This is a genomic window from Streptomyces coelicoflavus, assembly GCF_003112555.1.
In the GTDB taxonomy this organism is placed as follows: domain Bacteria; phylum Actinomycetota; class Actinomycetes; order Streptomycetales; family Streptomycetaceae; genus Streptomyces; species Streptomyces coelicoflavus.
Map to the genome: position 1 here is coordinate 122,778 of NZ_BEWB01000018.1, position 13,477 is coordinate 136,254.

General features: G+C 74.1%; 8 protein-coding genes and 1 pseudogene. 4 read left to right on the forward strand and 5 right to left on the reverse strand.

What is annotated here, in order from left to right; translation table 11 throughout:
* Positions 1-46: 46 nt before the first annotated feature.
* The 4 genes from rbfA (at position 47) to Sco07f_RS35220 (ending at position 6,966) form a co-directional block, all read left to right on the forward strand.
* Positions 47-511, forward strand: coding sequence for a 30S ribosome-binding factor RbfA (gene rbfA, locus Sco07f_RS35205; RefSeq protein WP_087789374.1), 465 nt, complete (start codon positions 47-49; stop codon positions 509-511).
* Positions 508-1,413 carry a tRNA pseudouridine(55) synthase TruB gene (gene truB, locus Sco07f_RS35210; protein WP_108990267.1) on the forward strand — a complete coding sequence of 302 codons (906 nt, stop codon included), beginning with the start codon at positions 508-510 and terminating at the stop codon, positions 1,411-1,413. Before rbfA ends, truB begins: the two co-directional genes overlap by 4 nt.
* A 255-nt stretch (positions 1,414-1,668) precedes the next feature.
* Positions 1,669-5,844, forward strand: a complete 4,176-nt coding sequence (locus Sco07f_RS35215) for a trypsin-like peptidase domain-containing protein (RefSeq protein ID WP_108990268.1) — start codon at positions 1,669-1,671, stop codon at positions 5,842-5,844.
* Positions 5,845-6,009: 165 nt separating this feature from the next.
* Positions 6,010-6,966 (forward strand): bifunctional riboflavin kinase/FAD synthetase, encoded by a 957-nt coding sequence (locus tag Sco07f_RS35220; RefSeq protein WP_007444996.1) that lies wholly within the window; start codon positions 6,010-6,012, stop codon positions 6,964-6,966.
* Between the two features lie 22 nt (positions 6,967-6,988).
* Here Sco07f_RS35220 and Sco07f_RS35225 read toward each other — a convergent pair whose 3' ends face one another.
* From Sco07f_RS35225 to Sco07f_RS35245, 5 genes and pseudogenes are all read right to left on the reverse strand, one after another.
* On the reverse strand, positions 6,989-8,047 hold the full coding sequence (locus Sco07f_RS35225; protein WP_108990269.1) for an ABC transporter ATP-binding protein: 1,059 nt from the start codon (positions 8,045-8,047) through the stop codon (positions 6,989-6,991).
* 359 nt (positions 8,048-8,406) lie between these two features.
* Positions 8,407-9,468 (reverse strand): annotated as a pseudogene (locus Sco07f_RS35230) (ABC transporter ATP-binding protein); the annotation flags it as partial.
* A complete protein-coding gene (locus Sco07f_RS35235) occupies positions 9,465-10,397 on the reverse strand; it encodes an ABC transporter permease (RefSeq protein WP_087789370.1) in 933 nt (310 codons plus the stop codon). The pseudogene Sco07f_RS35230 and the gene Sco07f_RS35235, both read right to left, overlap by 4 nt.
* Positions 10,394-11,455, reverse strand: coding sequence for an ABC transporter permease (locus tag Sco07f_RS35240; protein ID WP_108990270.1), 1,062 nt, complete (start codon positions 11,453-11,455; stop codon positions 10,394-10,396). The genes Sco07f_RS35235 and Sco07f_RS35240 overlap by 4 nt, the downstream gene beginning before the upstream one ends.
* The gene (locus Sco07f_RS35245; RefSeq protein WP_108990271.1) at positions 11,448-13,316 is read right to left on the reverse strand and encodes an ABC transporter substrate-binding protein; all 1,869 of its coding nucleotides are present in this window, start codon (positions 13,314-13,316) and stop codon (positions 11,448-11,450) included. Before Sco07f_RS35245 ends, Sco07f_RS35240 begins: the two co-directional genes overlap by 8 nt.
* Positions 13,317-13,477 lie beyond the last annotated feature (161 nt).

Below are 13,477 nucleotides of genomic sequence, written 5' to 3' on the forward strand. Positions count from 1 at the left end.
AGAGAAGCCGGATCGGGCAAGAGAAGAAAGAACGGGAGACGGACCAGTGGCCGACAACGCGCGGGCGAAAAGGCTGGCGGACCTCATCCGAGAGGTGGTGGCCCAGAAGCTGCAGCGCGGGATCAAGGACCCGCGGCTCGGCTCGCACGTCACCATCACGGACACGCGGGTCACCGGTGACCTGCGGGAGGCGACCGTCTTCTACACGGTCTACGGGGACGAGGAGGAGCGCAAGGCCGCCTCCGCCGGCCTGGAGAGCGCCAAGGGCATCCTGCGCTCCGAGGTCGGCAAGGCCGCGGGCGTGAAGTTCACGCCGACCCTGACCTTCGTCATGGACGCCCTGCCGGACACCGCCCGCAACATCGAGGACCTCCTCGACCGGGCGCGGCAGTCCGACGAGAAGGTGCGCGAGGCGTCCGCGGGCGCCGCGTACGCGGGCGAGGCGGACCCGTACCGCAAGCCGGGCGAGGACGACACCGAGGCCGACGAGACGGACGACACCGCTAAATGAGCGAGAAGCACACCACGCCCGACGGCCTTGTCATCGTCGACAAGCCGTCGGGCTTCACTTCGCACGACGTCGTCGCCAAGATGCGGGGCATCGCCCGCACCCGGCGCGTCGGGCACGCCGGCACGCTCGACCCGATGGCGACGGGCGTCCTGGTCCTCGGGGTGGAGCGGGCGACCAAGCTCCTCGGGCACCTCGCCCTCACCGAGAAGGAGTACCTGGGCACCATCAGGCTCGGGCAGACGACGCTCACCGACGACGCCGAGGGCGAGATCACGGGGTCGCGAGACGCCTCGAAGGTCACCCGGGAGGCGATCGACGCCGGCGTCGCCGAGCTGAGCGGCGCCATCATGCAGGTGCCGTCCAAGGTCAGCGCCATCAAGATCAAGGGCGTGCGCTCCTACAAGCGGGCGCGCGAGGGCGAGGAGTTCGAGATCCCCGCCCGCCCCGTCACCGTCTCCTCCTTCGCGGTGTACGACGTCCGGGACGCCGTCGCCGACGACGGCACCCCGGTGCTCGACCTGGTGGTCTCGGTGACCTGCTCCTCCGGCACCTACATCCGGGCCCTCGCCCGCGACCTGGGCGCCGGTCTCGGCGTCGGCGGGCACCTCACGGCGCTGCGCCGCACCCGCGTCGGCCCGTACAAGCTGGACAGCGCCCGGACGCTGGACCAGCTCCAGCAGGACCTCACCGTCATGCCCGTCGCGGACGCGGCCGGTGCGGCCTTCCCCCGCTGGGACGTCGACACCAAGCGGGCCCGGCTGCTCACCAACGGCGTACGGCTGGAGATGCCCGAGCAGTACGCGGGCGCCGGTGCCGTCGCCGTCTTCGATCCCGACGGGCGCCTCCTCGCGCTCGTGGAGGAGCACAAGGGCAAGGCGAAGAGCCTGGCCGTCTTCGGCTGAACCGACGGACAGTCAGGTCCGCCCGTGGAGCGGCGATCACGGGGACTACCACTGCCGCCGCTCCACGGTCCCCCCTCGGTTCCCCCACCCTCTAGGGTCTATCCAGCCCACCCCTTCTGTTCACCCGTCCGGGCAGGCGCTCGGAGTGAACCGGGGGAGTGGAAGGGGGCGCGTTCGTCAGGGGATCTGTCCCGCTGATCATCACGCGCCTACCGTCGAGCACACAGCAGGGGTGTACGGCGGGGAGGTTCGACGATGGCGTCGCGGAACCGGTCCCGGGAGGCGACGGGCGGCACGGCGGGGGAGCGGCCCGGGGACGGCTCCCGGGAGGCGCGAGGCGGCTTGCCGGCCGTCCGGGAGGCCGACGCAACGGGACAGCCGCCCGATGCCGCCCTGATCCGCGTCCACGACCTCGCCGGCCGCCCCCGGGGCACCGGATTCGTCGCCGACCACCACGGCACGGTGCTCACCAGCCACGAAGCCGTCGACGGCCTGTCCCGGCTGGTCCTGAGCACCGCCGGGGACCGCCGCCGCGTGGTGGCCGCCGCCGACGTGACCCCGCTGCCCGCCCTCGGCCTGGCCCTCGTCCGCACCGAGGGCCTCGGCGTCGACCCGCTGCCCCTGACCGCGCGGGACCGCGTCGAGGCCGGGACCTACGTCCGCATCGCCGCGGGCGGCTGGCGCGAGGCCCGGGTCCTGGGCTCCACCGACGTCACCTACACGGCCACCGACCGCTTCCACCTCCTCGGCGACGCCCTGGAGCTGGCCGTCGGCACGTCCGGGCGGGACGCCCTGCGCCTCGGCGGCGGCGCGGCCGGCGGACCCGTCCTCGACGTGACGACCGGCGCCGTGCTCGGCGTCGTCGGCACCGCCCTCAGCTCCGGCCACAGCGACGTCGGCTTCGCCGTACCGCTGCGCCGCGCGGCCACCGGCCCGCTCGCCGCCCTCCTCGCCGAGAACGCGGCGACGGTCCCGGCGTACGGCGCCGACCTCAACCTGGCCGGGGTGCTCGCCCTCACGGCGACATCGGTCACGGAGGGGAACCCCGCCGCCGGCCCGGTCGGCGGAGCGGACGCGGCGCAACCGGTGCGACGCGCGGCGACGGCCGCCGCGTTCGCCGCCTTCGCCGCGAGCCCCGCCCGCGTCCTCGGCCTGGTCGGCGCGCCGGGCAGCGGCCGTACGACCGAGCTGGCGGCCCTCGCCGCCCGCCGTTCCCGGGGCCGGGAAGCGGCGCCCACGCTGTGGCTGCGAGGGGCCGATCTGCACGACGACGACATGTCGCTGGCCGACGCGGCCCGCCGGACGCTGGCCAGGGCGGCCCGCATCGTGGCCGCCTCGGCCCCCTCCCGCCCCGCCGGCCTCGGCGACATCACCCCGGAACGTCTCGCCCACCTGGCCCGCACCGCCGGACGGCCCCTCCTAGTCCTCCTCGACGGCCCCGAGGAGATGCCGCCCGTCCTGGCCCACCGCCTCCCCGAGTGGACCGAGGGCACGGCCGGCTGGCTGCGGGAGACGGGAGCACGGCTCGTGGTGGCCTGCCGCGCCGAGTACTGGGAGCACGCGGGGGCGGAGTTCCCCAGGGAGCTGCTGTACGGGCCGGACACCGGGCGAGCGGGATTCGTCGCGGCCGGTGCCGGTGCCGGTGCCGGTGCCGGTGCCGACCGACGAGTGGCGGGGGCGGCGGGGGAGGGGTGGCTGTCCGGGTCGGCCGGGGGCGCGCGGGGGCTTCCGGAGCTCCGGGGGCCCCGGAAGCCGGCGTCCGACGCGGACCGCGCCGTGCCGCCGCGCGGCGCGGCCGACAGGGCACCGTCGCCGGGACCGGCCGAAGCCGCGCCGGCACCTGGGGCGATCCGTGGTGCCGTGTCGGCACCGGGGACGCCTCGCGGGCCCGCGCCGGCACCCGGGACGCACCGCGGAGCCGCACCGGCACCGGCACCGGAGACGAACCGTGGAGTCGCATCGCCACCGGAGGCGACCCGTGGGCCCGCGCCGGCACCCGGGGCGGCCCCCGACGCGCCGTGGCCGCCCCCCGTCGCCGCCGGTGGGCCGGGACCGGAACCGGCGTCCGCCGCACCGGCACCGAAGGCGACCCGCGGAGCCGCACCGGCACCGAAGGCGAACCGCGGAGCCGCACCGGCACCGGAGGCGACCCGTGGAGTCGCATCGCCACCGGAGGCGACCCGTGGGCCCGCGCCGGCACCCGGGGTGACCCCCGACGCGCCGTGGCCGCCCCCCGTCGCCGCCGGTGGGCCGGGACCGGAACCGGCGTCCGCCGCACCAGCCGGACTCCCGCCCTGCGTCCGTCTCGGCGACCTGTGCGGCGACGAGGCCCGCCAGGCGCGCGCACGCCACCGCGTACCGGAAGGCGTCCTCGCGGAAGCGGACGCCGGGCACCCCCTCACCCTCCGCCTGCTCTCGGAGGTCCACGCCGCACTCCCCGGCACCCCGGCCCCGGTACCGGTCACCCGCGACGCGGTCTTCGAGGCGTACCTCGACCTGATGTGCCTGCGTGTCGCCCACCGCCTGGCCGGGGAGAACGGCCTGCACGGCACCGCCGTGCGCCGGCTCGCGGCGAAGGTCTCCGGGCAGGTCCACGAAGCCGCCCGCCGCAGCCTCGGGCCCGGGCAGGGCGCCCTCGACCGGGAGTCCTTCGAGGCGCTGTTCCCGTGGGGGCCGGCCCCCGCCCGGCTGGGCGGCGGCACCGGCTGGGCGCCCGCCGTGCTCGCCGAGGGCCTGTTCGTCCCCGCGGGCAGCGGCTACCGCTTCGCCCACGAGGAAGTCGCCGACTGGATCCAGGGCACCCACCTCGACCTGGACGAGGCCCTGCGCGCCCTCGTCCACCGCCGTGGCACCCCGCACGGCACGCACACCCTCCCCGTCCCCCACCACCGCATCGGCTCCGTCGTCGAGGCGGTCCTGCTCCTCGCCCGGCAGCACGGCGTCCCCCAACTCGCCCTGACCCTCGAAGAGCTGGTGCACGCCCTCGACCTCGACCCGCACTCCTGGTGGGCCGCCCGGCTGCTCGCCGAAGTGCTGACCCGCGTACCCGACGCGACGCCGTACACGGAGGTGCTGCGACTGCTCGCCGACGGCATCGCGGAACGGGGCGGAGAAGGCCGGCCGACGCCTCGAGACTTCGGCCCCGGATTCTGGACGTCCCTGCGCCTACCCGGGGCCACCCGTCTCGACCTGCTGCGCCGCCTCGTCCTGGCCGACGGCCCCCCGCACGCGCCCGGCCCCCGCCACCTCGACACCGTGGCCGGACTGCTCACCGCCGACCCCGCGGCCGTACAACCGCTGCTCGTCCGCTGGTTCGACGACGACCGGCCGCTGCCCGCCACGCCGCACGCCACCGTCGCCACGGCCGCACAGGCGCTGCTGCACACCCACCGGCACCGCGGCCTGGACGGCCTCACCGAGGTGCTCGTCGACAGCGCGCACCGACGCGCCGACGAACTGCTCGGCGTCCTGGCCGAGGAGGAGCCGTCGGCGCTCTGCCGCGCGGTGGAGCGGTGGGCGCGCGACGAGCGCATGGAACGGCAGACCGCGGCGGTCACCCATGGCCTGCGCACCGCCCCGCACGCACGCACCGGCGCCGACCGCACCCTGCTCCGCCACGCCGCCCTGATGCTGCTCGCCGGCCCCTCCGGCAGCCCCCTGCGCGGCGGCGCGCTCGCCCTGCTCGTCCAGGACCCGGGCTGCCGCGACCGCCACCTGCCCAGAGCCCTCGACCACTTCGCCGCCCGCGACCCGTACCTCCCGCCGAGCGCGGTGGCCACCGCCCTGCCGACCCACCCCGGGCCCGTCCTCGAGGCCTTCCGGGCCCGCCTGCTCGGCCCGGACGCCGGCGAGGCGCTGCGCACGCTCGCCGACGCCACCACGCCCGCGCTGGCCCACCGGGTGGCCGACCTCGTCGGGCGGGCCGTCGCGGAGCGCCCCGAGACCGCCGGACACCTGGCCGCGTACGTCGACCGCCGCCTCGACCGGGACCCCGCACCCGGCGCCGTACTCCTCCCGCTGGTCACCCGCCTCCTGGACGACGGTCCCGAGCCGGTGCGGGCCGCGCTCGCCACCGTCCTCGCCGCCGACGGCGCCGCGGCGGGCGCCCCGCTCCGCCGTGAACTGCGGGAGCACCTGTTCGCCCACGAGCACGAACCCGCCGTCCTGGACGCGCTGCTGCACGCCGCCGCCCGGTGGGCGGGGGAGGAGCTGCGGGACCTGGTCCACCGCACCGGGCTGCTCCTGGTCCGCAGCCCGGACGGCGCGACCCGCTTCGACCGCGCCCTGGTCGACCTGGCCCGCCACCTCCCCGGGTTCGCGACCCGGCTGACCGGCTGGCTCACCGACGCGCCCCAGGACTGGGCCGCGCTGGTGGGTCCGAGCACCCGGCGCACGATCGAGCGCCTGGCGGGCGTCCGCGTCCCCGCCTGACCGGCCGCGCCCCCGCCACGGCCCTCGCCGGGCCCGTACGGCGTGCACCCGGTCACAGCGCCGATGCCGATGCGGGCGGGAGCCGGACGGCATGGCACCCTTAGTCCTGCGCAAGGGTCACCACGGAAACCATGGAAACCACGGAAGCACCAAGGAGCGGACACAGTGCAGCGCTGGCGTGGCTTGGAGGACATCCCCGAGGACTGGGGACGCAGCGTCGTCACCATCGGCTCCTACGACGGTGTCCACCGCGGGCACCAGCTGATCATCAGGCACGCCGTGGACCGCGCCCGCGAGCTGGGCGTCCCGGCCGTCGTCGTCACCTTCGACCCGCACCCCAGCGAGGTCGTCCGCCCCGGCAGCCACCCTCCGCTGCTCGCCCCGCACCACCGCCGGGCCGAACTGATGGCCGACCTGGGCGTGGACGCGGTGCTGATCCTCCCCTTCACCAAGGAGTTCTCGAAGCTCTCCGCGGCCGACTTCGTGGTCAAGGTCCTGGTCGACCGGCTGCGCGCCAAGGCGGTCGTCGAGGGCCCCAACTTCCGCTTCGGCCACAAGGCCGCCGGGAACGTCGACTTCCTCATCGAGCAGGGCAAGGTCTACGACTTCGAGGTCGAGGTCGTCGACCTGTACGTCACCGGCGAGGCGGGCGGCGGCGAGCCGTTCTCCTCCACCCTGACCCGCCGCCTGGTCGCCGAGGGCGACGTGGCAGGCGCCGCCGAGATCCTGGGCCGCCCGCACCGCGTCGAGGGCGTGGTCGTCCGGGGCGCCCAGCGCGGCCGTGAGATGGGCTTCCCGACGGCCAACGTCGAGACCCTCCCGCACACCGCGATCCCCGCCGACGGCGTCTACGCCGGCTGGCTGCACGCCCAGGGCGAGGCGATGCCGGCCGCGATCTCCGTCGGCACCAACCCGCAGTTCGAGGGCACCGAGCGCACGGTCGAGGCGTACGCCATCGACCGCGTCGACCTCGAGCTGTACGGCCTGCACGTCGCCGTGGACTTCGTGGCCTTCGTACGCGGGCAGGCGAAGTTCGAGACGCTGGACGCGCTGCTCGTGCAGATGGCCGCGGACGTGGACAGGTGCCGCGAGATCACCGCGGCGGACGCCCCCAGGCCCTGAGGACGCCCTCCCCTCTCCGGAGTCAGCCCGCCTGTTCGGCGGCGGGCCGCTCCGCACGGGCCCAGTGGCAGGCGACCTGGGACTCGTCGCCGCCGCGCAGGATCTCCAGCTCCCCGTCCCGGCAGGCGTCCGCGACGCCGGCCCGCTCGGCCTCACCGCCCGCCAGGACCGGGCAGCGGACGTGGAAGCGACAGCCGCCGGGGATGTACGACGGGTCCGGCGGCTCGCCCGTGAGCACCACCGGGGCGCCGGGCGCCTCCGGAAGCACGGACAGCAGCGCCTGGGTGTACGGGTGCCGCGGGGCCGTCAGCACCTGCTCCACCGCGCCCGTCTCGACGATCCGGCCGAGGTACATCACCGCGACCCGGTCGGCGATGTTCCAGGCCAGCCCCAGGTCGTGGGTCACCACCAGGGCGGCCAGGCCCAGCTCGGTGCGCAGCCGCAGCAGCAGCGCCAGGATCTCGCCGCGCACCGAGGCGTCGAGGGACGCCACCGGTTCGTCGGCGACGAGGAGTTCGGGCCGCAGGACCAGCGCGCCCGCGATGACGACCCGCTGACGCTGGCCGCCGGACAGCTCGTGCGGGTAACGCAGGAAGAAGCGCTCAGGAGGCCGCAGCCCGGCCCGCGCCAGCGCCTCGGCGACCGCCGTCCTCTCGTCCCCGGCGTGACCGTGGATGCGCAGGCCCTCCGCGACGATGTCGTACACCGTGTGCCGCGGGTTCAGTGAGCCGTTCGGATCCTGGAGGACCAGCTGCGCCCGCCCGCGGTACGCCTTGAGTGCCCGGGCGGAGTACCCGAGAGGGGCACCGTCGAAAGTGACGCGTCCCCCGGTCGGCCTGACCAGGCCCAGCAGCGAACGGGCGAGAGTGGTCTTGCCGCAGCCCGACTCGCCGACCAGCGCGACGATCTCACCCCGCCGGATGTCGAGGTCGACGCCGTCCACGGCTCGCGCGGCGGCTGCTCCGCGCCGGCCGGAGAAGGTGACGTGCAGTCCCTGGACGCTCAGCAGCGGGGGCGCGGCGGCACCGGTGGGGGTGCGGCCGGGCGCGTCGCCGGACGTGGTGCTGCTGGTGCTGCTCATGGGGCACTGCTCCTCACTCCGTCGTCCTCCGCCGCCCCGGTCCCACCAGGGCCGCCACCAGGGCCGCCACCAGGGCCGCCACCAGGGCCGTCACCGGCGACGGCACCGCTCGCGCCGCCGCTCCCGGGTGGCCTCGTGACGCCGGTGGATGGTGAGCTGTCGGTGGTGGCGCCGTTGCCGGCGGGCTCCGTGCGTTCGGCGGATTCCGTGCGTTCGGCGGGCTCCGCGTGCCCGGCCGGCTCCGCGTGCCCGTCGGATTCCATGTGCTCGCAGGGCTCGGCGGGCTCGGCGGTGGCCCGGCCCTCGCCGGGTGTCGCGGTGCCGGCGGGCTCTCCGGCTCCGGGAGGTGTTCTGCCGTCACCGGCGGTTGTGTTCTCGGCGCGCACGCCGCGTTCGGCAGCGGCAGGCCCGCGCCCGGCGGCCCGCCCGCCGTCGCCGGCGGCCTCGCCGCCGCCCGACGCGCCCCTGCCGTCCGACCCCACGTGCACGCACGCCGCCCGGCGCCGCGGGCCCGCCGCCCGCAGTGCCTGGTCCTCGGTGGCACAGAGGTCCAGCACGACCGGGCACCTCGGATGGAAGGCACACCCGGACGGCACGGCCGCCGGGTCGGGCGGATCGCCCGGCAGCCCGCGCGGCGCGAACCGCGAGGCCGGGTCGCCGATCCTGGGGAACGCCCCCGACAGGGCCCGGCCGTAGGGATGCCGCGCGTCGTCGTAGACCTGCCGGGCCGGGCCCTCCTCGACCACACGGCCCGCGTACATCACCGCGAGCCGGTCGCAGGTGTCGGCCAGCACGGCGAGATCGTGGCTGATCATGACCAGGCCGACGTCCTGCGCGCCCACCAGGCCCTCGATCAGCCGCAGGATCTGCGCCTGGATCATCACGTCGAGCGCCGTGGTCGGCTCGTCGGCGACGATCAGACGCGGGTCGCAGGCCAGCGCCATCGCGATCATCACCCGCTGCCGCTGGCCGCCGGACAGCTCGTGCGGGTAGGCACTCGCCCGCGCGGCCGGCAGCCCCACCTGCTCCAGCAGCTCACCGGCCCTCCTGCGCGCACCGGCCGCGGTGGCCCTGCGGTGCAGCACGACCGGCTCGGCGATCTGGTCGCCGATGCGGTGGACGGCGTTCAGGGAGTGCATCGCGCCCTGGAAGACGATCGACGCCCCCGCCCACCGCACCGCCCGCAGCCGGCCCCACTTCATCGTGAGCACGTCCTCGCCGTCCAGCAGGATCTCCCCGCCGACCCGCGCACCCGGCGGCAGCAGCCGCAGCAGCGCCAGTGCCAGCGTGGACTTGCCGCAGCCGGACTCGCCCGCGATGCCGAGCTTCCCGCCCGCCTCCAGGGACAGGTCGACCCCGCGCACGGCGGCCGCACCGCCGGGATACGTCACCTTCAGGTCCCGGACCTCGAGCAGACTCAACGGGACACCCCCAGCCTGGGATTGAGAACGGCCTCCACCGCACGCCCGCACAGCGTGAACGCCAGCGCCACGGCGGCGATCCCGATGCCCGGCGGCACCAGGTACCACCAGTCGCCGGAACTCACCGACCCCGCCTCCCGCGCGTCCTGAAGCAGCCCGCCCCAGGACACCACCATCGGATCCCCGAGCCCGAGGAAGGCCAGCGTCGCCTCGGCCAGGATCGCGGAGGAGATAATCAGGGTGGTCTGCGCGAGGATCAGCGGCATGACGTTGGGCAGCACGTGCCGAGACATGATGTGCCAGTGCCCGCCCCCGAGCGCCTTCGCCCGCTCGATGTACGGCCGGGACTCCACCGCCAGCGTCTGCGCCCGCACCAGACGCGCCGTGGTCGGCCAGGTGGTCACGCCGATCGCGAGCACGATCGTGCCGAGCGACCGGGACAGCACCGTCGCCAGCACGATCGCGAGCACCAGCGTCGGCATCACCAGGAACCAGTCCGTGATCCGCATCATCACCGTGGCGTACCAGCCGCGGAAGTGCCCGGCCGTGATCCCGATGAGCGCGCCGATCAGCACCGACAGCGCCGCCGCTAGCAGCCCGACCAGGAGCGAGACCCGCGAGCCCCAGACGAGCAGCCCCAGCAGGCTCCGCCCGAACTGGTCGGTGCCTAGCGGGAACCGTCCGCTCGGGCTCTCCAGCGGCTTCCCCGGCGCGTCGGTCACGCTGTCGACGTCCGACCCGACGGTCAGCGGCGCGGTCAGTGCCACGAGCACGAACAGCACCAGCGCCGCCAGTCCGAACACCCCCGCGCGGTGCCTCCGATACTCCCTCCAGAAGCGGGCGACGGAGGCACGGCGACGCCGTCGGGCGAGGGCACGCGCACCCGGTTCACCCGGCTTCACCGGCGGTTCGGTGGTCTCGGCGCTCATCGGCCCACCCTCGGATCGAGCATCGGATACAACAGGTCGGCCAGCGTGTTCATCAGGATCACCGCGGCGGCGAAGACGAAGAACAACCCCTGCACCAGCGGGAGATCGGGCACGCTCAGCGCCTGGTAGAACAGTCCGCCGAGACCCGGCCAGGAGAAGACCGTCTCCACGAGGATGACCCCCGCCACGGTCCGCCCCAGATTGACGAAGACCAGCGTCACGGTCGGCAGCAGCGCGTTGGGCACCGCGTGCCGGCGCCGGACCAGGTCGTCCCTGAGCCCCTTGGCCCGCGCGGTCGTCAGATAGTCGCTGCCCATCTCGTCCAGCAGCGCCGACCGGGTCACCAGCAGCGTCTGCCCGTACTCCACGGCGACCAGCGTCACCACCGGCAGCACCAGATGGTGCGCCACGTCGAGCACATGGGCGAAGCCCTCCTCACGACCCGACTCCATCCCCCCGGTCGGGAACAGCCCCGGGATCGGATCCACCCCAACCGACAGCACGATGATGAGCAGCAGCCCCAGCCAGAAGGACGGAATGGAGTAGAGCGTCAGCGCCAGACCGGTGTTGAGCCGGTCGCCGGGCCCGCCGTGCCGCCACGCCGAGCGGGTGCCCAGGAAGGCACCCAGCGCGGTGTACAGCACGAAGGCCGTGCCGGTAAGCAGCAAGGTGTTCGGCAGTGCCTCGGTGATCTTGTCGACGACGGGCGCGTGGAACTGGTACGACGTCCCGAGGTCCCCCGTCAGCGCCTTGACGCAGTAGTCCGTGAACTGCTCCCACAACGGCAGGTCGAGCCCGAACTCCTCCTTGTACACGGCGAGCTGCTCGGCCGAGACCGGACGGCCGCCGGTCATGAACTTCACCGGGTCGCCGGGGATCAGCCGGAAGAGGAAGAAACTGGTGACGAGGACGGCGAACAGGGAGACGACCGCGCCCGCCAACTTGCCCGCCACGTACCGCGGATACCCGCTGCGGGTGCGCTGCCCTCGCGGCGCCGCGGACGCCCGCTCCCCGTCCTCCGCACGCTTCCCGACGACCCGGCCGGTGGCGCTACTCACGGTCGTCGGCCGACGCCCGGCGGCGGACGGCGAAGAGCACCCCGAGACCGACGAGGACGACGACGCCCGCGGCGATCCCGATCACGGTCCCGGTCGACGACGAACTGCCGCCGGAGTCCCCGGAGCCGGCGGGCACCGCCGACCACCAGCTCCAGTAGCCGTCCTGCCCGTAGATGTTGCCCGCGTCGGACGGCATCGTCGTGATCGACTCGATCTGGTCCGTGCGGTAGGCCTCGACGGCGTTCGGGTACGCCATGACGTTCATGTACCCGGTGTCGTACAGCCGGGACTCCATCCGCTTGACGATCTCCGCGCGCTTGCCGGCGTCGTACTCGCCCAACTGCTGGGCGTACAGCGCGTCGTACTTCTCGTCGCAGATGAAGTTGTCGGTGGCGCCGGTGTCCTTCGGCGTCGCCGGGAGCGCGTCGCAGGTGTGGATGGAGAGCACGAAGTCCGGGTCCGGGTTGACGGACCAGCCGTCGAAGGCGAGGTCGTACTCGCCGGCCAGCCACGGGTCGGTCACGTTGTCCAGGCAGTCGAGGGTGATCGAGATGCCCAGCTCGCCCCACCACTCCTGGAGGTACTTGCCGACCGCCTTGTCGTTGGGGTCGGTCGCGTGGCACAGGACGCGGTAGTTCAGCGGCTTGCCGTCCTTGCCGAGGCGCTTGCCGTCGGCGTTCGTCCGGTAGCCAGCCTCGTCGAGCAGCTCGGCGGCCGCCTCCGGGTCGTAGGCGAGCTTCTGGTCGGCCGACGGCTCGAAGAAGTACGAGGAGAAGCGCGGCGGAATGTAGCCCGCCCCCTCGACCGCGTGCCCCTGGAAGACCTTGTCGACGATCGCCTTGCGGTCCACCGCCATGAACAGCGCGTTGCGCACCCGCTGGTCCAGCAGCGACGGATCGCCGTCACCGAACCTCGTCCCGTCCTTCGCCCGCGCGCCCGGATTGGTGGCGAGGGCGTAGAAGCGGCGCCCGGGGGCGTCGTTGACGTGGATGTTCTCCTCGTCCTTGAGCGAGTCCGCCTGGGCCGGCGTCAGCGACGGCGAACCGGCGACGAACGACACCTCTCCCTTGCGCAGGGCGGCGACGGCGGCGTCCTGGTCCTTGTAGTACCGGAAGACCAGCTCGTCGAACTTCGGTGCGCCGCGCCAGAAGTCCTTGTTGGCCTTCAGCCGCACATAACTGTCCGGCTTGTAGTCGGTGAGCACGAACGGCCCGTTGCCGACGACGGGGAAGTCCTTGTCGTTGTTGAACTTCGAGAAGTCGTCGACCTTCTCCCAGACGTGCTTGGGCACGATCGGCACGTCCAGCGCGGTCATCGTGGCCTGCGGCTTCTTCAGCCGGATCACCAGCTGGGTCGGGCTGGGCGCGGTGACCTTCGCGAAGTTGCCGACGAAGCTGCCGTTGGCGGTGGCGGCGCCCGGGTCGGTCATCATCTTGTTGAACGTCCAGGCCGCGTCCTCGGCGGTGGCCTGCTCCCCGTCCGACCACTTGGAGTCGGAGCGGATCGTGTACGTCCAGGTCAGCTTGTCCGGCGAGGACTTCCACTCGGTGGCGAGCCCGGGTATGACGTGGTTGTCCTTGGGGTCGTAGTTGGTCAGGTACTCGTACGTCAGCCGGTGGATGCTCGTGCTGAGCAGCCGGACCGCCAGGAAGGGGCTGAGCGAGTCCACGCTCTGCGCCACGGCGACGGTGAGCACCTGGTCGCCCCCGTCACCTCCGTCGCCGCCCTCCTTCGCCGAGGCCGAGGGGGCGAACGCGCCCGAGGCGAGGAGCAGCGCGCCGGCGCCTGCTGCCGCGAGGAGGCGGGTTTTCCGCCGCCGGTGGGAGGTACGTCCGCTGCCGTGCTGATCGTGTCTGTTCATGACTACCTGACCTCGCGTCATCGCACGCGCAGACGCCGGGCATCCTCGCGTGGGGCGGGCTCGAACGGTGGTGAACGCGGAATGGAGTGTGTCTACCAGCGGCATTCTGCGCGCGTCAACGGTCTGGCAAACCCCATGTGGCCTGCGGAAACGGCTGGTTG